This window comes from Rhizobium sp. IBUN, from assembly GCF_000510625.1.
GTDB lineage: Bacteria > Pseudomonadota > Alphaproteobacteria > Rhizobiales > Rhizobiaceae > Rhizobium > Rhizobium altiplani.
In genome coordinates, this window is sequence record NZ_AZNV01000024.1 from 33,432 (window position 1) to 60,127 (window position 26,696).

The 26,696-nt window shown below is 61.5% G+C and carries 27 protein-coding genes; 10 read left to right on the top strand and 17 right to left on the bottom strand.

Annotated elements, in window-relative coordinates:
• Positions 1 to 141: 141 nt before the first annotated feature.
• From RHIBUN_RS0120825 to RHIBUN_RS0120860, 8 genes are all read right to left on the bottom strand, one after another.
• Positions 142 to 573 carry a MucR family transcriptional regulator gene (locus tag RHIBUN_RS0120825; RefSeq protein WP_018859452.1) on the bottom strand — a complete coding sequence of 144 codons (432 nt, stop codon included), beginning with the start codon at positions 571 to 573 and terminating at the stop codon, positions 142 to 144.
• Positions 574 to 1,014: 441 nt separating this feature from the next.
• Positions 1,015 to 1,347, bottom strand: a complete 333-nt coding sequence (gene mnhG / locus RHIBUN_RS0120830; protein WP_025661034.1) for a monovalent cation/H(+) antiporter subunit G — start codon at positions 1,345 to 1,347, stop codon at positions 1,015 to 1,017.
• Complete coding sequence (locus RHIBUN_RS0120835) at positions 1,344 to 1,721, bottom strand: cation:proton antiporter (RefSeq protein ID WP_025661035.1); 378 nt, start codon at positions 1,719 to 1,721, stop codon at positions 1,344 to 1,346. Before RHIBUN_RS0120835 ends, mnhG begins: the two co-directional genes overlap by 4 nt.
• Positions 1,718 to 2,191, bottom strand: coding sequence for a Na+/H+ antiporter subunit E (locus tag RHIBUN_RS0120840; RefSeq protein WP_025661036.1), 474 nt, complete (start codon positions 2,189 to 2,191; stop codon positions 1,718 to 1,720). The genes RHIBUN_RS0120835 and RHIBUN_RS0120840 overlap by 4 nt, the downstream gene beginning before the upstream one ends.
• Positions 2,188 to 3,744, bottom strand: coding sequence for a Na+/H+ antiporter subunit D (locus tag RHIBUN_RS0120845; protein WP_025661037.1), 1,557 nt, complete (start codon positions 3,742 to 3,744; stop codon positions 2,188 to 2,190). The genes RHIBUN_RS0120840 and RHIBUN_RS0120845 overlap by 4 nt, the downstream gene beginning before the upstream one ends.
• Positions 3,745 to 4,122 (bottom strand): Na+/H+ antiporter subunit C, encoded by a 378-nt coding sequence (locus RHIBUN_RS0120850; protein WP_025661038.1) that lies wholly within the window; start codon positions 4,120 to 4,122, stop codon positions 3,745 to 3,747.
• Positions 4,122 to 4,541, bottom strand: coding sequence for a Na(+)/H(+) antiporter subunit B (locus tag RHIBUN_RS0120855; RefSeq protein ID WP_025661039.1), 420 nt, complete (start codon positions 4,539 to 4,541; stop codon positions 4,122 to 4,124). Before RHIBUN_RS0120855 ends, RHIBUN_RS0120850 begins: the two co-directional genes overlap by 1 nt.
• A complete protein-coding gene (locus tag RHIBUN_RS0120860) occupies positions 4,538 to 6,916 on the bottom strand; it encodes a putative monovalent cation/H+ antiporter subunit A (protein ID WP_025661040.1) in 2,379 nt (792 codons plus the stop codon). The genes RHIBUN_RS0120855 and RHIBUN_RS0120860 overlap by 4 nt, the downstream gene beginning before the upstream one ends.
• A gap of 386 nt (positions 6,917 to 7,302) precedes the next feature.
• Between RHIBUN_RS0120860 and msrB the strand changes: the two genes are divergently transcribed.
• On the top strand, positions 7,303 to 7,713 hold the full coding sequence (gene msrB / locus RHIBUN_RS0120865; RefSeq protein ID WP_018116550.1) for a peptide-methionine (R)-S-oxide reductase MsrB: 411 nt from the start codon (positions 7,303 to 7,305) through the stop codon (positions 7,711 to 7,713).
• Between the two features lie 19 nt (positions 7,714 to 7,732).
• On the opposite strand, the gene RHIBUN_RS0120870 is transcribed toward msrB, so the two are convergent.
• The 5 genes from RHIBUN_RS0120870 to RHIBUN_RS0120890 all read right to left on the bottom strand — a co-directional run bounded on the left by RHIBUN_RS0120870 (position 7,733) and on the right by RHIBUN_RS0120890 (position 10,514).
• Positions 7,733 to 8,233 (bottom strand): hypothetical protein, encoded by a 501-nt coding sequence (locus tag RHIBUN_RS0120870; RefSeq protein WP_018116551.1) that lies wholly within the window; start codon positions 8,231 to 8,233, stop codon positions 7,733 to 7,735.
• Entirely contained in the window at positions 8,230 to 8,736 is a 507-nt protein-coding gene (locus RHIBUN_RS0120875) for a GNAT family N-acetyltransferase (protein ID WP_025661041.1), read from the bottom strand. Before RHIBUN_RS0120875 ends, RHIBUN_RS0120870 begins: the two co-directional genes overlap by 4 nt.
• Before the next feature lie 138 nt (positions 8,737 to 8,874).
• On the bottom strand, positions 8,875 to 9,543 hold the full coding sequence (locus RHIBUN_RS0120880; protein ID WP_018859461.1) for a hemolysin III family protein: 669 nt from the start codon (positions 9,541 to 9,543) through the stop codon (positions 8,875 to 8,877).
• Between the two features lie 200 nt (positions 9,544 to 9,743).
• The gene (locus RHIBUN_RS0120885) at positions 9,744 to 10,061 is read right to left on the bottom strand and encodes a TraR/DksA family transcriptional regulator (RefSeq protein WP_018116554.1); all 318 of its coding nucleotides are present in this window, start codon (positions 10,059 to 10,061) and stop codon (positions 9,744 to 9,746) included.
• 36 nt (positions 10,062 to 10,097) lie between these two features.
• Positions 10,098 to 10,514 carry a universal stress protein gene (locus RHIBUN_RS0120890; RefSeq protein ID WP_018116555.1) on the bottom strand — a complete coding sequence of 139 codons (417 nt, stop codon included), beginning with the start codon at positions 10,512 to 10,514 and terminating at the stop codon, positions 10,098 to 10,100.
• 292 nt (positions 10,515 to 10,806) lie between these two features.
• On the opposite strand from RHIBUN_RS0120890, the gene RHIBUN_RS0120895 reads away from it, so the two are divergent.
• The 3 genes from RHIBUN_RS0120895 (at position 10,807) to RHIBUN_RS0120905 (ending at position 14,216) form a co-directional block, all read left to right on the top strand.
• Positions 10,807 to 11,667: a VOC family protein gene (locus tag RHIBUN_RS0120895; RefSeq protein ID WP_025661042.1), complete on the top strand. Its 861-nt coding sequence runs from the start codon at positions 10,807 to 10,809 to the stop codon at positions 11,665 to 11,667.
• Between the two features lie 70 nt (positions 11,668 to 11,737).
• Positions 11,738 to 12,904, top strand: coding sequence for an AI-2E family transporter (locus RHIBUN_RS0120900; protein ID WP_025661043.1), 1,167 nt, complete (start codon positions 11,738 to 11,740; stop codon positions 12,902 to 12,904).
• A 19-nt stretch (positions 12,905 to 12,923) separates the two neighbouring features.
• Positions 12,924 to 14,216: an FAD-dependent oxidoreductase gene (locus RHIBUN_RS0120905; RefSeq protein ID WP_025661044.1), complete on the top strand. Its 1,293-nt coding sequence runs from the start codon at positions 12,924 to 12,926 to the stop codon at positions 14,214 to 14,216.
• A 1-nt stretch (position 14,217) separates the two neighbouring features.
• Here the strand turns inward: RHIBUN_RS0120905 and RHIBUN_RS0120910 are convergent, their stop codons facing one another.
• Both RHIBUN_RS0120910 and RHIBUN_RS0120915 read right to left on the bottom strand, forming a co-directional pair.
• A complete protein-coding gene (locus RHIBUN_RS0120910) occupies positions 14,218 to 15,030 on the bottom strand; it encodes a polysaccharide deacetylase family protein (RefSeq protein ID WP_025661045.1) in 813 nt (270 codons plus the stop codon).
• A 172-nt stretch (positions 15,031 to 15,202) separates the two neighbouring features.
• Positions 15,203 to 15,592, bottom strand: a complete 390-nt coding sequence (locus tag RHIBUN_RS0120915) for a DUF930 domain-containing protein (RefSeq protein WP_018116560.1) — start codon at positions 15,590 to 15,592, stop codon at positions 15,203 to 15,205.
• A gap of 236 nt (positions 15,593 to 15,828) precedes the next feature.
• Here RHIBUN_RS0120915 and RHIBUN_RS0120920 point away from each other — a divergent pair, with 236 nt between their 5' ends.
• Together RHIBUN_RS0120920 and RHIBUN_RS0120925 are read left to right on the top strand one after the other, a co-directional pair.
• On the top strand, positions 15,829 to 17,937 hold the full coding sequence (locus tag RHIBUN_RS0120920; protein ID WP_025661046.1) for a S9 family peptidase: 2,109 nt from the start codon (positions 15,829 to 15,831) through the stop codon (positions 17,935 to 17,937).
• Positions 17,938 to 17,953: 16 nt separating this feature from the next.
• The gene (locus RHIBUN_RS0120925) at positions 17,954 to 18,478 is read left to right on the top strand and encodes a DUF1697 domain-containing protein (RefSeq protein WP_018116562.1); all 525 of its coding nucleotides are present in this window, start codon (positions 17,954 to 17,956) and stop codon (positions 18,476 to 18,478) included.
• 6 nt (positions 18,479 to 18,484) lie between these two features.
• Here the strand turns inward: RHIBUN_RS0120925 and RHIBUN_RS0120930 are convergent, their stop codons facing one another.
• Positions 18,485 to 19,108, bottom strand: coding sequence for a TetR/AcrR family transcriptional regulator (locus RHIBUN_RS0120930; protein ID WP_025661047.1), 624 nt, complete (start codon positions 19,106 to 19,108; stop codon positions 18,485 to 18,487).
• Positions 19,109 to 19,308: 200 nt separating this feature from the next.
• Between RHIBUN_RS0120930 and RHIBUN_RS0120935 the strand changes: the two genes are divergently transcribed.
• The gene (locus tag RHIBUN_RS0120935) at positions 19,309 to 20,265 is read left to right on the top strand and encodes a homocysteine S-methyltransferase family protein (protein ID WP_018116564.1); all 957 of its coding nucleotides are present in this window, start codon (positions 19,309 to 19,311) and stop codon (positions 20,263 to 20,265) included.
• A gap of 25 nt (positions 20,266 to 20,290) precedes the next feature.
• Here RHIBUN_RS0120935 and RHIBUN_RS0120940 read toward each other — a convergent pair whose 3' ends face one another.
• Positions 20,291 to 21,742, bottom strand: a complete 1,452-nt coding sequence (locus tag RHIBUN_RS0120940; protein ID WP_025661048.1) for a DHA2 family efflux MFS transporter permease subunit — start codon at positions 21,740 to 21,742, stop codon at positions 20,291 to 20,293.
• 248 nt (positions 21,743 to 21,990) lie between these two features.
• Here RHIBUN_RS0120940 and RHIBUN_RS0120945 point away from each other — a divergent pair, with 248 nt between their 5' ends.
• The 3 genes from RHIBUN_RS0120945 to RHIBUN_RS0120955 all read left to right on the top strand — a co-directional run bounded on the left by RHIBUN_RS0120945 (position 21,991) and on the right by RHIBUN_RS0120955 (position 26,539).
• On the top strand, positions 21,991 to 23,493 hold the full coding sequence (locus tag RHIBUN_RS0120945; protein ID WP_025661049.1) for a protein adenylyltransferase SelO: 1,503 nt from the start codon (positions 21,991 to 21,993) through the stop codon (positions 23,491 to 23,493).
• Between the two features lie 132 nt (positions 23,494 to 23,625).
• A complete protein-coding gene (locus tag RHIBUN_RS0120950; protein ID WP_025661050.1) occupies positions 23,626 to 25,965 on the top strand; it encodes a glucose/quinate/shikimate family membrane-bound PQQ-dependent dehydrogenase in 2,340 nt (779 codons plus the stop codon).
• A 115-nt stretch (positions 25,966 to 26,080) separates the two neighbouring features.
• Positions 26,081 to 26,539 carry a hypothetical protein gene (locus RHIBUN_RS0120955; RefSeq protein ID WP_025661051.1) on the top strand — a complete coding sequence of 153 codons (459 nt, stop codon included), beginning with the start codon at positions 26,081 to 26,083 and terminating at the stop codon, positions 26,537 to 26,539.
• Positions 26,540 to 26,696 lie beyond the last annotated feature (157 nt).

Sequence of the window (26,696 nt, forward strand, 5' to 3'; positions counted from 1 at the left end):
GCGCAACTTTCTGCTGATCACATTGTTCATTTTCTTTAACAGGCGAAAACAAGTAGGATTATTTTCCCCATTTCTTCCCCGACCAAAAACACAAAAGCCGGGCTTCCGCCCGGCTCTACAGGATCAAATCCTTGGCAACGATCAGCCGCGGCCGCGCTTGCGACGCTGGCCGAGCCCCATTTCCTTTGCGAGGCGCGAGCGCGCTTCGGCATAGGCGGGCGCTACCATCGGGTAGTCGACGGGGAGCTCCCATTTCTCGCGGTATTCTTCCGGCGAGAGATTGTGGTGGGTCATCAGGTGACGCTTGAGCGACTTGAAGTTTCCGCCGCACTCCAGGCATGTGATCTGTTCATCCTGAACGGATTTACGCACCGATACAGCCGGCTTCTGCTTCTCGACAACCGCCGTTGCAGCTTGCGGCGTCGACGTATTGCTAAGTGCCGAATGCACGTCAGAAATCAGGTTAGCGAGATCGCCAACCGGGACCACGTGGTTGCTGACATAGGCGGCAACAATATCTGCGGTGAGCTCGACCAGCAACTCCGGCCCGCTACCGGCTGCAGTATCCGTCATAATACGTTTCTCCTGTTTCAATGCTCCAAAGGTCTAAGCCTCGTCAGCCAAGACCGTCATCGTAGAGCCAACAGCAAAAAACCCAGGCTACGGCAACCTGTTTCGAAAAACTGAAATCCACCCCTAGATTCCTGAGGCCGAAACCCGTTCTTATACTGCCCGATTTCGAATTAGTACGCTACCACGCAGCCTACTTCCTCAATTAAACACTGAAATCCAAAGCCAACGAGGAAATAAGCAACGTGATTCTAATTCAATATCAGAACTCTACTTGATCACCAATTATCACCGTTTTACGAAAACGCCAATTATTATTTCATATATATCTACCGAAAAATGTCTATTTCGCAAGAATTGCCTGCCACAAACCCAAACATTAACCATTAAGAAATCTGCAAAAGGGTGCAAAAATCAACTTAAAATACTGAATCGGAAGCGCTCTCATCTTTTGGCGAGGTCATCGCGCACCGATTGGGGGCCGAGGCGGTATCCAGACTGGTGCGCGGCCTTGGCAAGGAGGTGCGCCGCGACCGGCGCCGTCAGCAGGAAGAAGACGAAACCGGCGAGCGCCCGCGCAAAGACCGAAACCTCGCCCGCGGCGACACCGGCGGCGAAAAGGAGCATGCCGGAACCGACCGTTCCAGCCTTGGAAGCGGCGTGCATGCGCGTGTAGAGATCCGGCAACCGCACGACGCCGAGTGCGGCAACGAGCGCAAACAACGAACCGGCCAGCAAAAGGAAAGCGACAACGAGCGCTATCGCATAGTCCATCATTTCTTGCCCTTCCTGCCATTCTTGTCGCTGCGTTTGGCCGCGACTTTGGGCTTTTTCGGGGCACGCGCCTTTTTTTCGCTGTGCCGTTCCGCGACAGGAGCGCGCGACATCACGAAACGCGCGAAGGCGACCGTTGCCAGAAAGGCGACGAGTCCCAGCGAAATGGCGATGTCGATATAGAGGCTGAAGCCCGTCTTGACCGCCAATACGGCGATGAAGCCGATTGCCGTGCCTGACAGTGTATCGAGCGCCAGGATCCTGTCGGGCAGCGTCGGCCCGACGAGGACCCGCCATCCCGCGAGGAGAAAGGCAACCCCGAGGATGACCAGGGCAACCGCGGCGGCCGTGGACATGATGGCAAACGGGGAGATCATCGAAATGCCTCCATGATCCGGCGCTCGAAACCGTTGGCGATATCGCGCTTGGTCGCCTCGGGATCGGCGCAATCCAGCGCATGCACGTAAAGCGTCTTGCGATCGTCGGAGACATCGACCGACAGCGTGCCCGGCGTCAGGGTGATCATGTTGGCTAGAAGCGTGATCTCGAAATCGCGGTCGACGGTCAGCGGAAAGGCGAAGATGCCGGGTTGTAGCCGCATGTTGGGCGTCAGCACCGTGACGGCGACCTTCCAGGCCGAGATCGCCAACTCCTTGAGAAACAGAAGGGCAAGCCGCACGATCGCGAAGGACCGGCGAAGATATCCCCGGCTGCCATAGGGTTCGCGGATGATGGACAAGCACAGGGCGCCGATCGCAAAGCCGAAGAGGAGGTTGTGCGGCGACGCGCTGCCGGTAACGGTCGCCCAGGCAATGGCGAGCAGCACGTTCAGCAGCAGGGCGATCATGGCATCCCTCCATCCGGGAAGACCGACTGCAGATAAGCTGTCGGATCGATGAGGCCGGTCGCCGCAGCCTGCGCCATGTCCAGCAGCTGTTCGGGCAGGATGCCGAAAGCAACGACAATAGCTGTCAGGATGAAAAGCGGCAGCCCCGCCTGCCAGCTGATTGACACTGCCGCCTGCGGTGCCGTTGCCGGTCGCCAGTAGGCGAGCAGGAAGACGCGTCCGAATACGACCGTCAGCAGGAAGCCGCCGATCAGGATCGCGGCGGCCAGCCACCAGGCGCCGACGTCGATCGATGCTCTGACCAAAATCACCTTCGGCCAGAAGCCGGAAAAGGGCGGCAACCCACACGCGGCGACGAAGAGGATGAAAGAGAACGCGGCAAAACCGCCGCTCTTGCGATAGAGGCCGCCGAGCGCGGTCAGCGAGAAACCGCCGGCAAGGGCGGCAGCCTGCCCGGCGAGAAGATAGAGCGCCGTCATCAGCACCATCGAATGCAGCGCGTAGAAGATCGCGCCGGACAGGCCGCCGGGCGTGCCTAGCCCTATGCCGACCAGCATGTTGCCGATACCCGAGATCACGACATAGCCGAGGAGCTTGCGGATATCGTCCTGCGCCAGCGCCCCAAGCGCGCCGACGACGATGGTCGCTGCCCCCACCGCCGCAATCAGAAGGCTCAATTGTTCGCGCTCGATCGGCAGCAGCATGACCATGACGCGAATGAGGGCGTAGACGCCGACCTTGGTCAGCAGACCGGCAAACAGTGCCGACACGACGATGCGCGGCGTATGATAGGAGGCCGGCAGCCAGAAATTGACAGGAAAGGCAGCGGCCTTCATGGCAAAGGCCAGCAGCAAGAGGGCCGACAGGGTCATCAGCGGCGCGGTGTCGCGCACACTCTCCACCTTGCCAGCGATATCGGCCATGTTGAGCGTGCCGAAGACAGCGTAGACGATGCCGACCGAGATCAGGAACAGCGTCGTGCCGATCAGGTTCAGCACCGCATATTTCATGGCCCCGTCGATCTGCCCGCGCTCGGAGCCGAGGATCAACATCCCGAAGGACGAAATGAGAAGCACCTCGAACCAGACATAGAGGTTGAAGACGTCGCCTGTCAGGAACGCGCCGGAAACGCCTGCCATCAGAAGCAAAAGGAAGGGAAAGAAACCGTATCGGCGGCCGCTTTCGGTGACGTCCTTCAGTGCGAAGAGGCCGCCGGCAAGCGCGGCGATGGCGGCGGCCAGGGCCATCAGAGCGCCGAAGAGATCGACGGTGAAGGCGATCCCGAACGGCGGAAGCCAACGCCCCATGACCATGGTCAGCGGACCATCCGCGACGACCTTTGCCAATAGCGCGGCATCCAGCAACACCAGACCAGCGAGGCCCGGAATGGCGACCTGCGCCTGCAGCCGCAGCGAACCGCGCATCATCAGCAGCGCGGCGCCGAATGTAATACAGAGCGCCACGGGCGCAATGACGAGCCAGTTGGCGAGCGGTACAGGTGCCGTGACCATCGCAGCCGAGAGATCGGTGATCGTGCTTACCGGAGCCGCCATCTAGTACCCCATCGGCGGCAGCGGTGGATCGACGGGTTCGGCGACACGCATTTCGTCGGTGTTGTCGGTGCCGATTTCCTGATAGGCGCGATAGGTCAGCACCAGCAGGAAGGCGAGGAAGGAAAACGAAATGACGATCGCCGTCAGGATCAGCGCCTGCGGCAGCGGATTGGCGGCGCCGTTAGGGAGCGTATCGAGGTTTGCCGCGATGATCGGCGGCACCTCGCGCGTCAAACGTCCTGCGGTAAACAGCAACAGGTTCACCGCGTTGCCGAGGACGGCGATCCCGAGCATGATCCGGATCGAGAATTTCGACAGCATCAAATAGATCGCGGCGGCGAAGAACAGGCCGACGAGGATCGCAAACAGCGGCTCCATCACTCGATCTCCCTTTCCTCAAGCGCCAGCGCGATCGAGGTGATGGCACCGACGACCACCAGGTAGACCCCGATATCGAAGAGCATGACGGTCGAGAGCGGTACCTCGACACCGGCTATCTCTGGATAGATCCACAGCCCGGTCATGAACGGCACGGCAAAGACGACCGACAGCAGACCGGCGGAGCAGGACATCAACAGTCCGGCCCCTGATATCGCCAGGGGATGGAAGACGATGGCGCGGCGCACGGCGCCGACGCCGCGGGCAATGCCGAAGATCGCCAGCGCCGAGGCGGCAATCAACCCGCCGATGAAGCCGCCGCCCGGCTCGTTGTGGCCGCGCAGGAGCACAAAGACGGAAAAGAGCAGCATCAGAGCCGTCAACACCGGCGTGATCGTGCGGAAGATCAGCGTGTTCATGGGCGCTCGACTCCCAGATCCTCGGGCGCGTCAGGATCGTTTTCGGCAAGCTTGCGCTCAGTCTGCGCGCGGATGCGAATGAGGGCGAGGATCGCAAGGCCGGTGATGGCGACGACCGCGATCTCGCCTAGCGTATCGGTGCCGCGGAAATCGACGATGATGACGTTCACGACGTTGGCGCCGTGCGCGATGGTCTTTGAGTAAGTGTTGAAGAACTCCGTCAGCGCATTGTTGAACGGCCCCTGCGTGGCTTTCATCAGAAGCAGCGCGAAGCCAGAGCCGCAGGCGATCGCGATACAGCCGTCGAACATCTTCTGGCCGAGCGGCCGCCGATCGGTCGGCGACAATTGAAGGCGGGTCATGACAAGCGCCAGGATCACGACCGATAGGGTCTCCACCATGAACTGCGTGAAGGACAGGTCGGGCGCGCCGAACAGCAGGAAGATGATGGCGACGGAGAAACCCTGGATGCCAAGCGAGACGATCGCCGTCAGCCGGTCGCGCGCAATGACAACGCTGAACAGGCCAAGAACGGCGAGCAGGAAGATGGCCCATTCGTGGATCTGCACCTGCCGTGGCCAGACAGGCAGCGTCGGCATTTCGCCATATAGCCAGAGGGGAACGAGCAGGATTGCGGCAAGGCAGAGGAAGGTGCAGGTGATGTAGAGTTCAAGTCGCCCCGGCTGGACGAACCGCGTTACGCGCATCGATAATCTAATCAGACCCACGATGAAGTAATCGAAGCCACGATCCGGTCCCGGTCCTAGCTTGCGCAGTACCGTCGCCATGGCCAGACGCGCCTGGTCTATCCGCCAATAAGCGAGCGTGCCTAGCGCAATCGTAAGAGCGGACAGAAGCAGCGGCAGGCCGACATGCGGGATAAGGGAAATCTCGAGCACGCTCGCCGATCCACGGATGGCGGATGCCGTTGGAGACGAGATGTAATGGTGCGCCGTTGCGGAGAACACCGCAGTCATCAGGCCCAATAGCACCAGCAAGACAGGACCGACCCACAGCAACGGCGGTGCGTCATGCGGGTGCTTGGGCGTTGCAAGAACCGGTCCGAGAAACGGCTTTAGCGCCACAGCGAAGCCGACCGCGAACATCAGCGCATTACCTCCGACCGCAACCAGCGTAAAGACAATCGATCGCGGGTCCGCATGTGCCAGCGCGGCGTAAATCTCTTCCTTGGCGAGGAAGCCGAAGAACGGCGGCAGACCGCCCATGGAAATAGCCGCGGCGAGTGCTGCCGCAAAGGTCAGCGGCATCGCCGCTTTCAAGCCGCGCAGTCTGGTGATGTCGCGCGTGCCGGTCTCATGGTCGATGATGCCAGCAACCATGAACAGCGCACCCTTGAAGAGCGAATGCGCCATGAGGTAGAGCGCCGCGGCCTCGATGGCATAGGGCGCGCCGAAGCCGGTCAACAGCACGAGAAGGCCAAGCGAGGAAACGGTCGTATAGGCGAGTTGCAGCTTGAGATCGGTCTGGCGGATCGCAAGCAGCGTGCCGACGACCAGCGTCACGCCGCCGAAGAGCGGCAGCAAGGTCTCCCAGGCCGGTGTCCCGCCCATGACGGGATTGAGGCGCATCAGGAGATAGACGCCCGCCTTCACCATCGTTGCCGAATGCAGGTAGGCCGAGACCGGCGTCGGCGCCTCCATCGCGTTCGGCAGCCAGAAGTGAAACGGAAATTGCGCCGATTTGGTAAAGGCGCCACAGAGGATGAGGATCAGGATCGCCAGATAATATGGATTGCCACGCAGCAGATCGCCGGATAGCAGCAGCGTCGACAAATCAGTCGCGTTTGTCGTGCTCCAGATCAGGAGCAGGCCCGCCAGCAGCAGCAGGCCGCCACCGCCGGTAACGACGAGCGCCTGCAGGGCGGCGCGACGCGCTGCCTCGCGCTCGTGGTCGAACCCGATCAAGAGGAAGGAGGTAATCGACGTCAGTTCCCAGAAGATGAAGAGCATCAGCAGGCTGTCCGAGACGACGAGGCCGAGCATGGCGCCCATGAACAGGAAGATAAAGGAGAAGAAGCGCCCCTGATCCGGATGCCCCTTCAGGTATCCGCCCGAATAGAGGACGATCAGCGTGCCGATCCCGGTAATCAGCAGCGCGAAGGTCAGCGAAAGACCGTCGAGCAGCCAGGAAAAGCGGAGGTCGAAGCTCGGCACCCAGGCATAGCCGCCTGTTATCATCTCGCCGCCCGCTATGACCGGCAGCAGGCTGGCGAAGTGCGCAAAGGCCAAAAGCGGCGCAAGCGCCAAGAGCCAAGCGGCGTTCGCCCCAAGGACGCGAACGAGAAAGGGAGCGAGAACGGCGCCGAGAAGTGGCAGACACAAGGCCGCAAATGTCAAAGCCGTGACACCGGCCATGTACCCTCCTCTGCTGGCAGTGCTTCGTCGAGCCGGTGAAAGCCGGAAGTCCGTCAGGTTTACGAGAACAGGAGCGCGGTCACAAGTCTTGTTCGACCGGGAGCAACCGGCAGCGGCAGGATACTCACAGGGAACGGATCATCTCGGGTCGGTCAGCCCCTTGCAGTATCTTCGAAGCGTCTATTGAAGCGATAGTCACAGACTCTGTCCAGGGCGCCTCAAACCTCCGGGGCGATCGGTTTATCGACGAAATATCAACGGCATCGCCGTTTTCGCCGGAACGGGATGACGCTTTGACGTGCTCGGCATCCCTTGATCCATGCGACCTTTCGCACCACATTGCTGTCGAAAATCAAAGCCGCCCCCCGGCGCGAAAGGAACAAGCCATGGCCGATACGACAATCGCCAAAGTTCACAAGACCGACGCGGAGTGGAAGGAACAGCTGACTCCCGAGCAATACCGGATCACCCGCCAGCATGGCACCGAGCGTGCCTTTACCGGCCCCTATTGGGATTCGTTCGAAACCGGGCTCTATCGTTGCGTCGGCTGCAATGCACCGCTGTTCCGCTCAGACACGAAGTTTGATGCCGGTTGCGGATGGCCGAGCTATTTCGAAGCTGTCTCACCCGACGCGGTGACCGAACTCCGCGATACGACCTACGGCATGGTCCGCACGGAGATCCGCTGCGGCACTTGCGATGCCCATCTGGGGCATGTCTTCCCCGATGGTCCGCCGCCGACCGGCCTGCGCTACTGCATCAACGGCCACGCGATGGTGTTCGAGCCGGAGAAATAAAAGCTCCCGTCCGAGCTGCTTAGAAGCGTTCGACGACCGCCTGGACGCTTTCATCCAGCGACAAGCGGGACGTATCCAATATCGCGCATTTCTTTGCCACGGCCTCGCGGCGGAGGAAGGATGCCCAGATCATCATTTCGGTGTTGGCAAGCTCTGGCTGCCGGCGTTCGACCGCCAGGCGATGCGTTCGTGTTTCGTCATCGCAGTCGGCCAGCAGCGGCAAATAGGCAATGCCTGTTGCTGTTGCCGCTTCTTCTAGAAATGCAAGGCGCATCTGGCCTTCGAGCAACTGATTTCGGCCGGAGTGCTGTGCCTCCGCGAGGCTCTCAAACCACTTGAAGGTCATGGCCCGCTGCCATCCGGCTGGCGAGCCGTAGTCCGCCGCCATCCGCGAGAGCGGGGGAACGCCGATGTCATCGAAATGGTAGACGTCGATTTCACCAGCGAACCGAGCGGCGATCGCCTTGGAAATCGCCGTCTTGCCCGATCCGGAAGCGCCAGTGAGAACGATGAGGCTCACTTCGTGACCCTAAGCTCCATGCAAGTCAGATCGAGCCAGCGGCCGAACTTCGTGCCGACCTCCGAGAAGGTGCCGGCAACGCGGAAACCAAGCTTTTCGTGCAGTTTGATGGACGCAGCGTTTGCCGCCTCGATGCCGGCGATCATCACGTGGATGTTGGCCTCGGCGGCACGCTCGATCAGCGCCCGCATCAGCAATTCGCCGATCCCCGCGCCGCGGCAATCCTTGTCGACATAGACTGAGTGTTCGACCGTGTGGCGGTAGCCGTCGAAGGCTCGCCAGTCACCATAGGAGGCATAGCCTGTGACCTTGCCATCCTTCTCCGCAACGATGACCGGGAAGCTCTTTGCCTTGCGGGCCTTGAACCACTCGATGCGGTTGTCGAGATCAACCAGCGTTTCGTTCCAGATGGCGGTCGTATGCTCGACAGCGTGATTATAAATATCGCGGATTGCCGGGAGGTCGGCTTCGGTGGCATCGCGCACGAGAACGGCGTGGTTCATATCAAGTCCAGTTTCAGTTCGGTTCCGGGAAGCGGCATACGCCCGGCATTCAGCGTTGTAAACCAACGAAATGACGGGACGAAAGCGATCATTCGCGATAGCAGAGAATTGATCGAAATGGACACGCAGGCCGGCTGATCAGACCCCGGAGCCTGCCATGCTGAAGCAGGTGAGCACCGCCGAGTAGTGCACGGCCGCCGCGGCGACCACGAAGCCGTGCCAGATGGCGTTCTGGAAGCGCAGCTTCTCCCAGACGTGGAAGATGACACCGAGGGAATAGATGATCCCGCCGATGAGGATCAGGAGCATCGATACAAAGGGGATGCGCTCCGCCACCGGCCCGGCCACGAAGATGCCGCTCCACCCCATGCCGAGGTAGAGAAGGATGGCAACCTTGTCGAAGCGGCCTGGAAGGGCGCACTTCAGGAAGATGCCGAGCCCCGCGATCGCCCAGATGCCGATGAGCATCCCGAACAGCAGCGGACTGTCGGCGCCACGCTCCAGGAAGGGTGTGTAGGTGGCGGCGATCAGGATGAAAATCGAGGAGTGATCGAGCCGGCGAAGGAACCACTTCGTTCGCGAAACCGGCCAGGCGTTATAGGAGAAGGAGATGCCGATCGTCAGCACGAGGCCGACGCTGTAGATCCATGCCGCCGCGAGTTCGCCATTGGAACTCCAGAGAGTGGCGTAAAAGATCAGAACGGTCGCGCCGATGAGCGCGAAAGCAAGCCCAATGCCATGGACGACCCCATCGGCGATCAGCTCATATTTGTCGTAAGCCCAGCGGATGCCGTTGAACTCTGTCATGCCGGGAAACCCCTCACCTTTCCAACCGATCGTCGCACCGAAACGGTGTGCAGGCAACACAACAGCGATGGCACGCCGTTACATCTTCGTGAGCTTTGGACGCTCTGGCTTCGGCGTGGAGATACACAGGTGGAAGGCAGAAGGGTAGCCTGAAAATGGGCCACCCTTGATGACATGCCACCTTAATGACTGAGAGCCTCTCAGCTCATGCAGTCTTCACAGAGCGGGGCATAGGGTACGGCGCCGAGACGCTTCTTCGAAATCGGCTCGCCGCAGCGGACGCAGGTGCCATACGTGCCTTTCGTGATCCGATCGAGGGCTGCGTCGATGGCGCGCAGCTCTTCCTGGCCGGCCTGGCCAAGCCCCTCCAGCACTTCGTCGTTCTCGCTCTCGATCGCGCGGTCGTCGCTGTCCTGCTCCTTGGTGCGCCCGAGATCAACGTCGATGCGACTCAGCCGCGATAGAAGCTCGCGCTGGCGGTTGCGTAGGATCTGCTCGTAGGTCTGCGTGTCGGTCATGGATATTCCTCCATCGGTCTTTTGCCGTTGTTCTTCTCAGCGCTGCCTATCGACCAGCACCGAGCATTTGGCATGCCTGACGACGCGGTCGGCGGTGGCACCGATGAAGTAGTTGCTGAAGTCGGGAATGTGCGAGGCGACGATGATCAGATCCGCATCATGCGCTTCGGCGGCAGCGAGGATACTGTGGGCGGGGCGGCCGTGACCGATCTCGATCATTGCCGGTATGCCGCTCGTGCGGATCAGCATGCCGAGTTTCTGTTCGGCATCGTCGATCGCGTTTTGCCGCAGCTCGGGCGGCAGATCGATCGCGACATAGGTGGGAACGTCCTCGACAACGTTGAGCAAAATGATCTCGCCACCTTTTTCAAGGAGCGTGGATGCCTTGCGGAGCGCCTTTTCGCCCCTGTCCAACCCGCCTATTTCTATCGGAACGATGATTCTCTTGTACATTCAGGCCCTCCAGCGCTGCCGTTTCTTACGGCCACATCCTCTCAAGAGATAAATAAGGCGCTTTGATCAAGATCAAGATCAGGATGGATTCTTGTCAACAGGCATCGAACGCTGAATCGTCAAAATCGGATCTTCTGTGAACAATCAGAATGCGCCATATAGGGATCAAGTACAGCGACCAAGGGAACCTCTGAGGCACATGAACCGGCGCAAATTCCTTGGTATTGCTACGGGCGGCGCTTTCGCCGCTACCGCCGGTATGCCTCCCCCATCCAAGGCAGGAGATACGCCCATGACCACTGAAACGTCCTACGCCCTGACCCGTCCTGCCTATGTCGATCAGTCGCATCTCGTCGTCACCGACCTGCCGCTGGTTTCCAATTTCTATCAATCGATGCTTGGCCTTAATGTCATCGAGAAAAGCGCGAGCGGCGAAATCCTCGGTGTCGACGGCACGCCGCTTCTGACGCTGACGACAGGCAAGGATGTGCGTGTCGCACCGCGCAACGCAGCCGGCCTTTTCCATACGGCCTTCCTGATGCCCAGCCGCACCGAGCTCGCCCGCTGGCTGCGCCACGCGGCGCACAACAATGTCGTCCTGGATGGCGCATCCGATCACCTCGTCAGCGAGGCCATCTATCTCTCCGATCCGGAAGGCAACGGCATCGAGATCTATGCCGACCGTTCCCACGACCAATGGAAATTCCAGCCGGACGGTCAGGTGGAAATGGCGACGCTTCGCCTCGATCTGCAATCGCTCTACAACAGCGCACCCAACGATGCCTGGAACGGAATGGCCGACGGAACGGCAATCGGCCACATCCACCTGCAGGTCGGCAACATTCCGGAAGCAGACACCTTCTACCGCGATATTCTTGGCCTGAAGCTGATGGCGCGCTATCCCGGCGCCAGCTTCTTTGCGACCGGCGACTACCATCACCATGTCGCCGCCAACATCTGGAACAGCCGCGGCGCCGGCACCCGCGCCGAGGGCATGACGGGCCTTTCCGACTACACGCTACGCTTCAACGACAAGGAAGCGCTCAAAAAAGCTGTCACCAAGCTCGACGAACTGGAGATCAAGAGTGAAACGCGCAATGGCGGTGTCTTCCTGCATGATCCCTGGGGCATCGGCCTGACCCTGTCTGCCTGACCTTAGGAACCTGAAGGGGTTCCGCGCGTTTCCGTCGCGAAGCAACTGGGCTTCCGGGGATCGTCTATCGATGGGAATTGCCAACGGCATCCGCAAGCAGGCCAGCAAAATGACAGTGGGCACGACTCCCGTCAGCGCCTGGGCAGAAAAACTGACCCAGGACACGGAGGAGATGCCACAAGCGCCGATGCGTCGCCTGGAGAAGGACGGGCTTGATGTCAGCATGGCCTGGGCCGTCATCGGTATCTTTGGAGTGCTTGCACTATCGGCCATCTACATGATGTCGTTGATCCTCATTCCGGTGACGCTCGCCGTCGTCGTCGGCATGATCCTTGGGCTGCTGGCGGAAAAGCTCAGCAAGCTCGGCGTGCCGCGCATCACCAATGCGGTCATCCTGTCTACTGCGGTTGCGCTTGTGATCGCGCTTCTCGCCAATTCGCTTGCCGGACCGGTGACAAGGCTCGTCAACGAGGGCCCGGCCTTCGTCGAGAAGACCTTCAACCGCCTCATGCCCTATCTCGAGCGCATCAAGTGGCTGCACATTACGCCGGAGACTTTCCAGACCGGACCAATGTCGAGTGAGAAGCTTCTGGAGAACACTGGCAACGTCGTGCATCTCGTCAGCACCAATCTCACCCCTGCCCTCGTGCAGGCGTTGATCTTCTTCGCCGCGTTGCTGCTTTTCCTTGCCGGACGGGTGACGTTGCGCAAATCCATCATTATGGTGTTCCGGTCGCGCTCGCAGCGGCTTGCCGCCATCCGCGTGATCAACGGCGTGGAACAGGTTCTCGGATTTTATTTTGCGACGGCGTCGCTGATCTACGTCTGCCTTGGCCTCGTGATGATGGTGATCGCCTATGTAGGCGGCCTGTCGGCGCCGGTGCTCTGGGGCTTCTTCGCGTTCCTGTCGAGCTTCATCCCCTATCTCGGCATTACGATGATGACGCTGGCGGTCGCCATCGCGGGGATCATCACGCATGACGGCATCGTGGTGGGCCTTATGCCAGCGGCGGCATTCTTCATCGTCCACCTCGTCATGGAAAACCTGATCTTCCCGGCGGTCATGGGAAAGCGCCTGGAAATCAATCCCTTCGTGGTGTTTCTGGCGATCTTGTTCTGGACTTGGATGTGGGGCGCAGTTGGTGCTATGCTGGCACTACCACTATCGCTGATTGTCATGACCATCGTCGATGAACTTTTCATCGAAGAGAGACTGCAACCGCAATTGCCGAAATAATTGAGGTAAGAAGCGTCAGATGGCAGAAATCGATCTTGCAGATTCCAGCCAGAACCGGCTGAAGAGCGGCACCTCCCCTTGGAGCCACGCAGGAACAAAGCCCAATTACCAGCCACTTCAGGACAATCTCAAAGTCGACGCCATGGTGATCGGCGGCGGGATTACCGGCGCGCTGATGGGCCAGCACCTCGCGGAACGAGGTCTTTCCGTGGTCATCGTCGACCGCGAGACGCCGGGTCTCGGCAGCACGGCAGTGAGCACCGCCATGCTGCAGTGGGAGATAGACCGAACGCTCAGCGAACTCGAGCGTTTCCATGGCTTCGAACGCGCCGCCGGCATCTACAGGCGGAGCGCAGCCTCGGTCACCGGTCTCTCCAAGCTGATCGTCGCCCACCGGATCGCCTGCAACCTGCTTCCCCGGCAATCGCTGTTCCTCGCCAATAACCAGGAGGGCGCGGGCGATCTTCGCAGGGAGGTCGAGCTGCGTCGTCGTGCCGGACTGCCAAGCCGGTATCTGGAACATTGCGATCTCTTTACCGAGTTCGAAGTCGACCGCGATGGGGGCATCCTGTCGCGCGGCTCGGCGGAGGCCGATCCGCTGCTCCTGACCTGGGGTCTGCTGGACATTGCCGTGAAGCAAGGCGCGCGCCTGATCAGCGCCTCGGTCACCAAGCTACATAGCGAAGGCGGGCGGGTCAGCGCCGAAACAGACGGTGCGTTCGTCATCGAGGCGAAAACGGCGGTGCTCGCCACCGGCTACGCCATGCCGGGCATCGATATGCCGAAACAGCACCGGATGACATCGAGCTGGGCGCTGGCGACGATACCGCAGGATCCGGCAGCGCTCTGGCGCGATCAGGTGCTGATCTGGGAAGACAGCCACCCCTATCTCTACATGCGCACGACGCCTGATGGGCGGATCATCGCTGGCGGCGAGGATGACGACACCGTCGACCCCGCGGCCCGCGACGCCAAGCTCGCCGAAAAGATCATGACGATCCGGGAGAAGATGAAGCGGCTCTGGTCCAGCGCCGACACCCGCGTCGCGACGGCATGGTGCGGCACGTTCGGGGAGACGTCGGACGGCCTACCGCTGATCGGTCCGGTTCCCTCGATGCCACAAGTCTACGCCGCCTATGGCTATGGCGGCAACGGCATCACCTTCTCCTATCTTGCGACACAGGTTATCGGCGCACTGATCGGCGGAGGGTACCGCGACTGGTTTGATGATTTCGCGCTGGATCGCGACGCGCCCGACGTGCCCCTACCCTCGAACGTGAGTGAGGAAACGCTACAGAGCGCCCGTGGCTAGCTCACTGCGTCGTCCGGTCGTCGCCGGTGTCCTCGACATCCTGCAGCCGGACGAATTCGACACCCTTGGCCATGAGATCGACGATCGCCTTGGCGACGCCCTCGCCGGCGGCGTGGGTCGGCTGGTTGATGTGGGAGATCACGACGTCGCCGTCTTTGGCCGATGCAATGCGCTTTTCCGTGACAGCGGCGCCGAGCAGCGAGCCGCCGTCTCCATTCACCGAGTAACCGGCGATGCGGTACCCCATGTCGCGAATCTGGGCGATGGCGGAGAGGTCGTATTTGGCGGTCGAGCCGCGGAACCAGTGCGGCGGGGCAATACCGGCTGCGAGCATCGCATCGGCACCGCCCTGCACTTCCTGCCGCACGGCCTCGGGCGAGCCCGCGGACGCGATGCCATAGATCGAGACCGGCTTGTCGACGGCTGGAACGTGATTCTGACCGTGGTTCTCGAGTTCGAACAGATCGGGATTCTCAAGGAAGACCTGCAGCGCCTGCGGATTGTGCTTCAGCCAGCGCGCAGTGACGAAAATGGTCGCGGGAATGCGCTCCTGGACCAGCACCGAGAGGATGCGGTCGTCGGCCTGACCCATGCAAGCGTCAAAAGTCAGCGCCACCCGCGCGTGACCCTTGATGCCCGACCGGGCAATGCGCAGATGCGGCTCAACCAGCTTCGGCCCTGCTGCCATCTTGGGGGCCTGCACGACCTTCGAGGGCGCGGTGACGACCGGCGCTTCCTCCGGCGGAGGAGCGGCAGCGGACACAATCGAGGCGGATGCGATCAGCAACGCCGAAACGAGAAGAATACGATTCATGCCAAAGAGAAGCCGTTCTTGGTTCAAGCGCTGCATAATGCACACCGCGTTCAGGCGCCATGTGGTTTGATGCCGCCTGCGGTCGCTGCTGCGATTCGCCGCCGGCTTCAGCGGCAATTCTGATGCCTGAGGACTAAGGCTTCAGAAAGGCAACTCACGGCGCGCGCCGCGATCAATCATAGAGGTAATATTTTTCCCACTTCTCGCGCGGGACCTTTTCACCAATCTTGTATTGCAGATCGCGGACATTGATGTGCTGCGGGCCGGTAATGCAGGTGTAGGAGAGATGATACCAGTCGCCCTTGCTGCGGAAGACCGCGCCTGGCGCCTCCAGCCTGTCGTCGCTCGGAACGGGATCCTTGAACGTGTAGGCGATGACCTTGTCGGGCTTGTAGCCGGTCTCGTCCTTGTTGATTCGGCTCATCGCCTCCGTGTCACAGCTCTGTTCGAGGCGGGTCGCGGGATCGAGCTTTTCGAGTTGCTTCTTGATGGCGGGATCGACTGCGAAGGCTGGAAAAGCAAGGCTAAATGCGGACAGAAGCAACACGAGACGTTTTGGCATTACGGTGGGATTCCTTTGCATTCTCATTCCGGAATCGCCTGTGGAGAACCGTGGTTTTGACGGTCGTACGAGGGGCGAATTCCGGGTGGCATAGCGGACTTTCTTAAACAATGTGGTGACATCAAGGCAACGTGAGCATTCCTTCGGTTTTGCCACAGGGCCGTCTTGGGCGCTTGATCCCAGGCATCCGCCTCTCTATCTCTTGCCCACCTGACATCACGTTTCCGGAGCTTTCCTTGACCGTCTTCAAGAACCTGCCGAACCCACCCGTCGCCGCCAAGAAGCCGATCTCCGATACGCGCCACGGCATCACCCGCACCGACGACTATGCCTGGCTGCGCGCCGACAACTGGCAGGCGATGTTCAAGGATCCCGCGATCCTCGATCCCGCGATCCGCCAACATCTGGAAGCCGAAAACGTCTACATGAACGCGGCCATGGAAGACACAAAGGTGCTGCAGAAGACGCTGTTTTCGGAGATGCGCGGCCGCATCAAGGAAGACGACAGCTCCGTGCCGATGAAGGACGGCGACTACGCCTACGGTACCTTCTTCGTGACCGGCGGCGAACAGCCTCGCTATTTCCGGATTCCGCGTAACGGCGCCGTCAAGGACGAGGCTATCCGCACCGTTCTGCTCGACGGCGACAAGGAGGCCGCGGGCAAGGCCTATTTCAGGCTCGCCGGCCTCGATCACTCGACCGACCACAGCCGTGGCATCTGGGGTTACGACGACAAGGGTTCTGAGTTCTATACGCTGCGCGTGCGCGACCTTGCGACTGGCGAGGACCTGGCCGACGTGATCGGGAACACCGGCGGCGGCGGCGTCTGGGCGCCCGATGGCAAGAGCTTCTTCTATTCTGCTCTCGATGAGAACCACCGCCCGTCGAAGGTGTTCCACCACATTCTTGGCACGCCTCAATCTGAAGACCGGCTGGTTTATGAGGAAAAGGATGCGGGCTTTTTCATGGGCGTCGGCGGTTCGCTGCTCGACGACTTCATCTACATCGACATCCACGATCACGAGACCTCGGAATACCGCCTGCTGTCCACCAAGGACCTGACGGCCGAGCCGAAGCTGGTCGCCGCGCGCGAGGAAGGCATCGAATATTCGATGACGGAAGGCGGCGACGTCTTCTACATCCTGACCAATGACGGCGACGCCAAGGATTTCAAGATTATGGAAGCGCCGGTTGAAAACCCGGGCAAGGCGAACTGGCGCGAGGTCGTGCCGCACAAGCCGGGAACCTTGATCATCAGCCACATGGCCTATGCCCGCCACCTGCTCTGGCTGGAGCGCAAGGACGGCCTGCCGCAGATAATCATCCGTGACCGTCGCACCGGCGAGGAACACGCGATCGCCTTTGCCGAAGAGGCCTATTCGCTCGGGCTGCAGGGGGCCGCGGAATACGACACCGACGTCATCCGTTTCTCCTATTCCTCGATGACGACGCCGTCGCAGCTCTACGACTACAACATGGTGACGCGCGAGCGCACGCTGTTGAAGACCCAGGAGGTGCCCTCGGGCCACAATCCGGACGATTACGTCACCCGCCGCGTGTTCGCGCCCGCGTGGGATGGCGAACAGGTGCCCGTCACCCTGCTCTATCGCAAGGACACGCCGCTCGACGGTTCGGCACCCTGCCTGCTCTACGGCTACGGCGCCTACGGCATCACCATTCCGGCCGGCTTCAACACCAACTGCCTGTCGCTCGCCGATCGCGGCTTCGTCTATGCCATCGCCCATATCCGCGGCGGCAAGGACAAGGGCTTTGCCTGGTACGAAGACGGCAAGATGGAAAAGAAGACCAACACCTTCAAGGACTTCATTGCCGCCGCTGACTATCTGAATCAGGAGAAGTTCACCTCCTATGCCAACATCATCGCCGAGGGCGGCTCGGCCGGTGGCATGCTGATGGGCGCCGTTGCCAACATGGCGCCGGAAAAGTTCGCCGGCCTGATCGCCGCCGTTCCCTTCGTCGACGTGCTGAACACCATGCTCGACGACACGCTACCGCTGACCCCGCCGGAATGGCCGGAATGGGGCAACCCGATCGAGAGCAAGGAAGACTACGAGCAGATCGCCGCCTATTCGCCCTACGACAATGTCGGCGCCAAGGCCTATCCGCCGATCCTGGCGCTCGGCGGCCTCACCGATCCGCGCGTCACCTATTGGGAGCCGGCAAAGTGGGCGGCGCGGCTGCGCGAAAAGACCACCGGCTCGGCACCGATCCTGTTGAAGACCAACATGGATGCCGGCCATGGCGGCGCTTCGGGACGCTTCCAGCGCCTCGAGGAGATCGCCTTCGAATATGCTTTCGCGATCAAGGTCGCGGGCAAGATATAATCGGCTGGAGGAGCCCGTGACGGTCTATGTGGCGCTCCTGAGGGCGATCAATGTCGGCGGCACGGGCAAGCTGCCCATGGCGGAGCTGAAGGCGGTCTGCGAAGAGCTCGGCTTCAGCGACGTGAAGACCTACATCCAGAGCGGCAACGTGCTGTTTCGCGCCGATGCAGCAGAGGTCGAGGTCGAGCAGAAGCTGGACGACGCGCTGGGAAAGCTGCTCGGCAAGAAACCCGGCGTGATGCTGCGCAGCCGCAAGGAGTTGGAAGCGATTGCCGCCAACGCGCCCTTCCCCGATGCCAAGCCCAACTATCTCCTGGTAAGCTTCCTACCGGAAGCGGCACCTGATGATGCGCTGGACAAGATGGTGGCCCCCGATGGCGAAGAGGCCGTTCTCGCCGGGCGCGAAATCTATGTCCACTTCCCTGTTGGCTCCGGCAAATCGAAGCTCAAGCTGCCGGCCTTGAAACCAGGAACGGCGCGCAATCTCAATACCGTGCGCAAGCTCGCCGAGATGGCGGCTGCCATGGAAGACGACCGCTAGGCCGGATCACTGGCGAACGATCTGCGGCTGAAACAGCAGCTTCACGAAGCTGCGCAGCACGAGAACCTGGTCGGCGAGCCCCTGCGGTTCCTTCAACGCCTTCGACAGGACGATGCCGCCCTCGAGCACCGTCGAAACCATGTCGGCCAGTTGGTCGATCTCGATCGGTTCGCGCGGCGTGTAGACCACCATGATCTCCTCGAACATGCCGCGGAACCGCCGTCGCCAGGCGAGCACCGCCTGCTTGTTGATTTCCTGGATGTCGCGGTCGAACAGGCGTTCATAGTAGCAGACCGTGGCCACGAGGCAGCCCGGATGGCCGTTCGGCAGGTCGGACAGCAGTTCGGCAAGCAGCTTCAGACCGAGCATGAAGGATTGCAGCGGATCTTCGGTCAGCTCGCGGGCGCGGGTGAATATCTCGTCGTAGATTCGTTCGTCGTTTTCGATGTACCGCTCGAGCAGCGCCTTGGCGAGCGCGTTCTTGTCCCGGAAGTGGTAGAAGAAGCCGCTCTTGGTGATGCCGGTCTCGGCGATCAGCTCTTCGATCGAGGTGCCGCCGAAGCCCTTCTGCAGGACGGCAGTCTCGGCCACATCCAGGATGCGGGTTCTGGTCTCCTCGCCCTTGCGCATCAAATTCCCTGTACCGCCGGTACGGTTTTTGCCCGCCAGCTCTGGTCTATATGGAGGCCTTTTGTCATCCGCCCCGCGGAAGCGGCTGAAATCAAAGGCAAACATCATGCGATGCCCAACTATACCGCAAGTCGTCTAGTTTCGCAGCCCGGAAGCGGAGAACTTGTTCGTGAGAATTGCTTGCACATAGAGGGATTGTCATGGCCAAGTACAGACACAGCCTGCCGCAACTCAAGGGCGGCGCATTCGTCACCGACGGCGGCATGGAAACGACCTTCATCTTTCATGACGGGCTGCAGCTGCCGCACTTCGCATCCTTCGTGATGATGGCTTCAGAAGAAGGCCGCGACCGGCTGCGCGCCTACTATCGCCGTTACCTCGACATCGCCCGCAAGCATGGCGCCGGCTTCATTCTCGACAGCCCGACATGGAGGGCGAGCCCCGATTGGGCGGAAAAGCTGGGTTACACGCCGGATGCGCTGCATGACGCAAACGTTCAAAGCATTGCCCTGCTTGCGGGATTGCGCGAGCGGCACGAGGAGCCGGGGCGGCCGATCGTGCTCAGCGGCGCGATGGGACCACGCGGCGATGGGTACAAGGCCGGCCGGATGAACGCGGCCGAAGCCGAGGATTATCACAGCGTCCAGATCAGCAGCTTTGCCGAGAGCGATGCGGACATGATCTCCGCCGTCACGCTGAACAACATCGACGAGGCAATCGGTATCGCCCGGGCGGCCTCGGCCCGGGATATGCCCTGCGTTATCTCCTTCACGGTCGAGACCGACGGCAAGCTGGTGACCGGGCGCAGCATGCAGGAGGTAATCGAGACGACGGATGCGGCGACGGGCGGTTCGGTGGCCTATTACATGATCAATTGCGCGCATCCGACGCATTTTGCCGAGGCGCTGGATCATCGCGCGGGATGGACAAAACGCATTCATGGGCTGCGGGCAAATGCCTCGCGCATGAGCCATGCAGAACTGGACGACAGCGAAACGCTGGATGCCGGCGATCCGGTCGATCTCGGGCAGCGGTACAGGGAGCTGATGCAGAGAATGCCGCAAATCAGGATCGTCGGCGGCTGCTGCGGCACCGATCACCGGCATGTTGCCGCGATCTGCGAGGCTTGCCTGCCGGCGCTTCCGAGTGCCGCGTGACGGTCAGTTCTCTGCCGCGTCGCGGTCAGTGTTCTGCGGTGTGCGCAGCCTTGCCGGCGTTATGACCGCTGATGTCGGCGCCGGCGCTGCGCGAAAAGCGCAGGTTCCAGTAGGTCGCCGTGATCGAGATCGCGGTGACGAAAAGGAAGGCGGCGGAGAAATCGTGGAGCTCCGGCGTCTCGCTGCCGTTGACCGTCATCGACGTGTGGAGCGCCAGCGCGCCGACGCAGATGCCGAGCGACAGCATCAGCTGCTGGAACGTCGTGTAGAAGCTGGTGGCCGAGCTCATGCGATCGCGGTCGATCTCATCGTAGGCCACCGTGTTGTAGGCCGTGAACTGGAACGACATGAAGAAGCCGCACATGACGAGGATCGCGAAGATCAGCCCCAGCGGCCAGTCGGGCCGGAAGGCGGCGCAGAGGGCATAGCCGCAGGTGGCAATGATGCCGTTCGCGACCAGGCTGCTGCGGAAGCCGAAACGGCGCAGTACGCTGGGTGCGACGGCCTTCATCGCCATCGAGCCGAGGGCCGCTGCGGTGACGAGCTGGCCGGCCTTGGCCGCCGACAGTCCGAAACCGAGCTGGAAATAGAGCGGCAGCAGGAAGGGCTGCGCGCCCTGCGTGATACGGGTCAGCGAACCGGCAATGACCGACGTGCCGAAGCTCGACACCTTCATCAGCGAAAAGTCCATGATCGGCGCCGGGTGGCGGCGGGCGTGCTTGAGATAGGCTACGCCGAAGAGCAGACCGACCGCGATGAGGAACAGCGAGAACGCACCCTCGCCCGGACGGCTCGAGCTTTCAAAACCGAACAACAGCGAGCCGAGCGCAATACCGGAGAGAATGAAACCAACCGTATCGAACGGGCGCTTCGCCTCGCCCTTGAAGTCCTCGATGAAGATCGAGACCAGGGTGAAGCCGATGATGCCGATCGGCACGTTGATGTAGAAGATCCAGCGCCAGTCGAGATAGGTGACGATCAGGCCGCCAACCGGAGGGCCGAGGATCGGGCCGATCAGCGCCGGCACCAGCAGCCACGACATGGCGTTGACCATGTCCTTGCGGGAGACGCTGCGGAGCAGCACGAGGCGCCCGACCGGCAGCATCATCGCGCCGCCAAGGCCCTGCAGCAGTCGCGCCAGCACGAGACAGAGGAGATTGGGCGACAGCGCGCAGAAGATGGAGCCTGTCACGAAGACGGCGATCGCCGAGCGGAAAACGGTGCGCGAGCCGAAGCGATCGGCAATCAGGCCGCTTGCCGGAATGAAAATCGCCAGGCTGAGAAGGTAGGAAGTCAGCGCGATGCTCATCGACGGGGCGCTGACGCCGAAATCGCGTGCCATGGTCGGCAGCGCCGTCGCCAGAACGGTGGCGTCGAGCTGCTCCATAAACATGGCGCTCGCCACGATCATCGCTACCACGCGGAAATTGGGCTTGGCGCGCCCGACGGCAGCCGCCTGATAGATCTGATCCGACATCGTCAGGGATCACTCGCAATGGCGTGGCCGGCGCGGAAGCGATGGCCGCGGTATGGTATGGCGTGATGCCAAAAGGGGATTAGAGATCCTTGTATACGCCCGCAAATGTGGCGTCGTTATGCTTATATGGAAAGGCAGCCGTGCCATCCGGGAATGGCTGGGCTACTGGAGCGTCGCACGACCAGCCGCAAGCTCGGAGCAAGGGCTCCCGGCTTGCGTCATGCGTGCCGGAGCCCTACCTAAAGCATATGACCCTTGCTCAGAATGCATCCCCTTCGCGGCCCTTCGCCTTCGACAACAGCTATGCGCGGTTGCCACAGCAATTCTTTACGCGCCAGGCGCCCTCGCAGGCCGCCGAGCCGTGGCTGATCAAGCTGAACGAACCGCTTGCGGAAGAACTCGGCCTCGATGTCGAGGCGCTGAAGCGCGACGGCGCGGCGATCTTTTCGGGCAACCTCGTGCCTGAAGGCGCCGATCCGCTGGCGATGGCCTATGCAGGGCACCAGTTCGGCTCCTTCGTGCCATTGCTCGGCGACGGGCGGGCGATCCTGCTTGGCGAGGTGATCGACCGAAACGGCCAGCGCTGGGACATCCAGCTGAAGGGTGCGGGCCAGACCGCCTATTCCCGCCGCGGCGATGGCCGTGCCGCGCTCGGCCCGGTGCTTCGGGAATATATCGTCAGCGAAGCAATGTATGCGCTCGGCGTCCCGGCAACCCGCGCGCTGGCCGCCGTTTCGACCGGGCAGCCCGTTTATCGCGAGAACATTCTGCCAGGTGCAGTGTTTACCCGTGTTGCCGCAAGCCACATTCGCGTCGGCACGTTCCAGTTCTTCACCGCGCGGGGCGATACCGACGGCGTTCGGGCGCTGGCCGATTATGTGATCGACCGGCACTATCCGGAACTCAAGGACAGGGACAATCCCTACCTCGCGCTCTACGAGACCGTCTGCGAGCGGCAGGCGGCCTTGATCGCCAGGTGGCTGCATATCGGCTTCATCCACGGCGTCATGAATACCGACAACATGACCATTTCGGGCGAGACGATCGATTTCGGCCCCTGCGCCTTCATGGACGAATACCATCCCGGCACGGTCTTTTCCTCGATTGACCAGGGCGGCCGCTATGCCTATGCCAATCAGCCCGGCATCGGCCAATGGAACCTGGCACGGCTTGGCGAAACCCTGTTGCCGCTCTTTGATGCGGATGCGGAAAAGGCCGTCGAGCTCGCCAACAGCGTGATCCAGCAATATGGCGAGCGCTTCCAGATCCACTGGCTGCGCGGCATGCGCGAGAAGATCGGCCTATCGACCGTCGAAGACGGCGATCTGGACCTTATTCAATCGCTGCTTGCCGCGATGCAGGCAAGCCAGGCCGACCTTACCCTCGCCTTCCGCCGCCTTTCCGACGCCGTCGGTCCAGGAGATGGCGAGGCACTGTTCCTCTCGGCTTTCCGGGAACCGGATGGGGCGCGCGAATGGCTTGCCCGCTGGCGCGACCGCCTGACCCGTGACGAGGGCCGGACCGAGGCCGAGCGCAGGGCGGCCATGCGCTCTGTCAATCCCGCCTTCATTCCGCGCAACCACCGCATCGAGCAGGCGATCAACGCCGCCGTCGAGGATGCCGACTTTTCGCTGTTCGAGGCGTTGCTTGCCGTTCTCGCCAAGCCGTATGACGACCAACCGGACTTTGCGGCCTACATGGAGCCGCCGAAGCCGGAAGAACGTGTGCTGCAGACCTTCTGCGGCACGTGATCGGATGCAAACCTATCCCCTCTGACACCTATGGTCGCAGTTGACGCCCATTGCGACCGCTCTATCTCGCTGATTAGAAGGCATTTTTCGCGCCTGACCGCACCCGGCTAACCTTAGCGGGAGTTCCCCATAATGGTAGTAATCGTCATTACCTCCGTTCTTTTCATGCTCCTCGGCCTTGCCCTGGTCGGCGGCGGGCTTTGGCTCATCATCCTTGGCGGCAGCTTCTTTTACCTCTTCGCCGGTGCGATGTTTCTCATCACCGCCGTCCTGCTTCTGCTGCGTCGTGCAGCCGCCCTGTGGGTCCACGCGGCTCTGATCATCGTTGCGCTTGTTTGGGCGATCTGGGAGGTCGGTTTCGATTGGTGGCAACTCGGCCCGCGCGGCGGTCTGATCATCCTGCTCGGACTGTGGCTGCTGACGCCCTGGATCCGTCGGCCCCTCGGCTTCCAGAGTCCGACCGGGACGTCCTACGGGGCCAGCCACTGGCCGCTAACCATTCCGGTGCTGATCGCCATAGCCGTTGCGAGCTTCTCGATGACGACGGACCCGCATGACCTGCACGGCAACCTGCCGACCGAGGCTTCCGGCACGACGACATTCGGCGGCACCGTTCAGGACGGCGAATGGCACCAGTATGGCCGCACCCCATTCGGCCAGCGCTACTCGCCGCTCGACCAGATCAATGTTAGCAACGTCAAGGATCTCAAGGAGGTCTGGCGTTATCAGACCGGTGACGTGAAGCGACCCGATGATGTCGGCGAAACGACCTACCAGGTGACACCTCTCAAAGTGGGCGACACGCTCTACCTCTGCACGCCGCATAACTGGGCGATCGCGCTCGACGCGACGACCGGCAAGGAAAAATGGAAATACGACGCCAATTCCGGCATGAACCCTGACCGGCAGCACCAGACCTGCCGCGGCGTCACCTATTACCACGATACGGCGACGGCCGCCGGCCAGCCCTGCGTCGATCGGGTCTACCTGCCGACCTCGGATGCGCGGCTGATCGCTCTCGATGCGCTCGACGGAAAGGTCTGCACGAGCTTTGCGGATCAGGGTGTGCTGCATCTTGAGCAGGGCATGAAGTACAATCCGGCCGGCTACTACTATTCGACCTCGCCGCCGGTCGCGGTCGCCGGCAAGCTGATCATCGGCGGGGCCGTCAACGACAACTATTCGACGCAAGAGCAGTCCGGCGTCATCCGCGCATTCGACATCAATTCAGGTGCTCTGATCTGGAACTGGGACTCCGGCAATCCCGATGTGACAACCCCCCTGCCCCAAGGCCGGACCTATACGACCAACTCTCCGAACAGCTGGTCGGTCTTCAGCGTCGATGACGGGCTCGGCATGGTCTACATCCCGCTCGGCAACCAGGTGCCGGACCAGCTCGGTATGAACAGAAGCGAGAACGTCGAGAAATTCTCCTCCTCGATCGTCGCGCTCGACATCAACACCGGGCAGCTGAAATGGGTTCAACAGTTCGTCCATCACGATCTCTGGGACATGGACGTGCCGGCCCAGCCGGTGCTCTTCGACATGAAGAAGCCCGATGGGACCGTCGTGCCGGCGCTGGTAGGCCCGACCAAGCAGGGCGACATCTACGTGCTTGACCGTCGTACCGGTGAGCCGATCATTCCCTTCAAGGAAATCCCCGCGCCATCAGGTGCCATCCCTGAGGATCATACGTCGCCGATGCAGCCGATCTCCGACCTCACCTTCTCGCCGCCGCCGCTGCAGGAGAAGGACATGTGGGGGGTGACTCTGCTCGACCAGCTCGCCTGCCGCATCGATTTCCACCGATACAAATATGAAGGGCGATATACACCGCCTTCGCTCGTGGGCTCGATCATCTACCCCGGCAATTTCGGCACCTTCAATTGGGGCAGCGTTGCTGTCAACCCGGAGCGGCAGATCATGTTCGGCATGCCGACCTATCTTGCCTTCACCTCGCGGCTGGTTCCCGCCTCCGACATCCCGCCGAAGGGGCAGGATGAGAAAGGGAGCGAACAGGGCCTCAACCGCAACGACGGCGCACCCTACGGGGTATTCATGGGACCGTTCCTCGGACCGCTCAAGGTCCCCTGCCAGGCGCCGCCATGGGGCTACGTCGCCGGCGTCGATCTCCTCACCGGCAAGATCGCCTACAAGCTGAAGAACGGCACCGTGCACGACATGACGCCGCTGCCGCTGCCGTTCAAGGTCGGCGTACCCGGCATCGGTGGCCCGATGCTAACCAAGGGCGGGGTCGCCTTCCTCGGGGCTGCCGTCGACAACTACCTGCGAGCCTACGATGTCACCAACGGCCAACAACTATGGCAGGCCCGTCTGCCGGCCGGCGGCCAGGCGACGCCGATGACCTATACGACCAGCGACAACAAGCAGTTCGTCGTCATCGTCGCCGGCGGACATGGCTCGGTCGGCACCAAGGCCGGTGACTATGTGATCGGCTACGCCCTGCCCTGACGCCTCGAGACCCATTGGATGGCCGCCACTTGTCCCGGCCATCCGAGCCCGCCGACACAAGCTCCGGGCAGGACTGCCGCGCCATTCTCCGCGCATTGCTCAAAGGAGAATTTTCATGAAGATCGGCAGCAGCATTTCCAGCACCTATGGACTGAGCAACCTCTTCAGCCAATCCGGCCAACGCAACAAGCAACAGACGGGTGATATCGAACTCAGCGTTCGCCAGAGCGGCGCGGCACTGCAGCCAAGCAGCACGCCGACGTCGATCTCCAGCACGATGTGGGCGCTGCAGAGTAGCGCCACCGTGACCATGGACGGCACCGAAGATCCCGCGAAAGCACGCCATGACGCTGTTGTCTCCGAGTTTACCGATCTCGCCGACCAGACTCCGGCGGAGCGGATCCGCGACCAGGTCCTTCAGCGGCTCGGCCTGACCGAGGACGATCTCAAGGCGATGGCGCCAGAACAGCGCGAGGCCATCGAAAAGCAGATTGCCGACGAGCTGAAGCGGCAGCTGACCGGCGACGGCGACAGCAAGGACCAGCCGAGCACCGACACGATCATCGGTGCCTAGATGCGGAGCTGGCGTAGTCGCGCTTTGCAAGCCGGTCGATCCGGCGGACCGTTTCTGACGACCAGAAGGCGGCAGAGCGGGCTCGATGACGGATTGGGGCATTTTTTGCTGTCGGTACTGGAGGGAGGATGATCTAACCGCACAAGCTGGATCCGCA

Coding starts and splice junctions, on each gene's coding strand:
- RHIBUN_RS0120945 (WP_025661049.1), top strand. CDS start 21,991: ATGACCCTTGCTCAGAATGCATCCCCTTCGCGGCCCTTCGCCTTCGAC.
- RHIBUN_RS0120955 (WP_025661051.1), top strand. CDS start 26,081: ATGAAGATCGGCAGCAGCATTTCCAGCACCTATGGACTGAGCAACCTC.
- RHIBUN_RS0120935 (WP_018116564.1), top strand. CDS start 19,309: ATGGCCAAGTACAGACACAGCCTGCCGCAACTCAAGGGCGGCGCATTC.
- RHIBUN_RS0120825 (WP_018859452.1), bottom strand. CDS start 573: ATGACGGATACTGCAGCCGGTAGCGGGCCGGAGTTGCTGGTCGAGCTC.
- RHIBUN_RS0120860 (WP_025661040.1), bottom strand. CDS start 6,916: ATGGCCGGTGTCACGGCTTTGACATTTGCGGCCTTGTGTCTGCCACTT.
- RHIBUN_RS0120940 (WP_025661048.1), bottom strand. CDS start 21,742: ATGTCGGATCAGATCTATCAGGCGGCTGCCGTCGGGCGCGCCAAGCCC.
- RHIBUN_RS0120910 (WP_025661045.1), bottom strand. CDS start 15,030: ATGAATCGTATTCTTCTCGTTTCGGCGTTGCTGATCGCATCCGCCTCG.
- mnhG (WP_025661034.1), bottom strand. CDS start 1,347: ATGATGGACTATGCGATAGCGCTCGTTGTCGCTTTCCTTTTGCTGGCC.
- RHIBUN_RS0120850 (WP_025661038.1), bottom strand. CDS start 4,122: ATGGAGCCGCTGTTTGCGATCCTCGTCGGCCTGTTCTTCGCCGCCGCG.
- RHIBUN_RS0120905 (WP_025661044.1), top strand. CDS start 12,924: ATGGCAGAAATCGATCTTGCAGATTCCAGCCAGAACCGGCTGAAGAGC.
- msrB (WP_018116550.1), top strand. CDS start 7,303: ATGGCCGATACGACAATCGCCAAAGTTCACAAGACCGACGCGGAGTGG.
- RHIBUN_RS0120880 (WP_018859461.1), bottom strand. CDS start 9,543: ATGACAGAGTTCAACGGCATCCGCTGGGCTTACGACAAATATGAGCTG.
- RHIBUN_RS0120885 (WP_018116554.1), bottom strand. CDS start 10,061: ATGACCGACACGCAGACCTACGAGCAGATCCTACGCAACCGCCAGCGC.
- RHIBUN_RS0120895 (WP_025661042.1), top strand. CDS start 10,807: ATGACCACTGAAACGTCCTACGCCCTGACCCGTCCTGCCTATGTCGAT.
- RHIBUN_RS0120835 (WP_025661035.1), bottom strand. CDS start 1,721: ATGATCTCCCCGTTTGCCATCATGTCCACGGCCGCCGCGGTTGCCCTG.
- RHIBUN_RS0120840 (WP_025661036.1), bottom strand. CDS start 2,191: ATGATCGCCCTGCTGCTGAACGTGCTGCTCGCCATTGCCTGGGCGACC.
- RHIBUN_RS0120875 (WP_025661041.1), bottom strand. CDS start 8,736: ATGAACCACGCCGTTCTCGTGCGCGATGCCACCGAAGCCGACCTCCCG.
- RHIBUN_RS0120930 (WP_025661047.1), bottom strand. CDS start 19,108: ATGCGCAAGGGCGAGGAGACCAGAACCCGCATCCTGGATGTGGCCGAG.
- RHIBUN_RS0120915 (WP_018116560.1), bottom strand. CDS start 15,592: ATGCCAAAACGTCTCGTGTTGCTTCTGTCCGCATTTAGCCTTGCTTTT.
- RHIBUN_RS0120950 (WP_025661050.1), top strand. CDS start 23,626: ATGGTAGTAATCGTCATTACCTCCGTTCTTTTCATGCTCCTCGGCCTT.
- RHIBUN_RS0120900 (WP_025661043.1), top strand. CDS start 11,738: ATGGGAATTGCCAACGGCATCCGCAAGCAGGCCAGCAAAATGACAGTG.
- RHIBUN_RS0120855 (WP_025661039.1), bottom strand. CDS start 4,541: ATGAACACGCTGATCTTCCGCACGATCACGCCGGTGTTGACGGCTCTG.
- RHIBUN_RS0120845 (WP_025661037.1), bottom strand. CDS start 3,744: ATGGCGGCTCCGGTAAGCACGATCACCGATCTCTCGGCTGCGATGGTC.
- RHIBUN_RS0120890 (WP_018116555.1), bottom strand. CDS start 10,514: ATGTACAAGAGAATCATCGTTCCGATAGAAATAGGCGGGTTGGACAGG.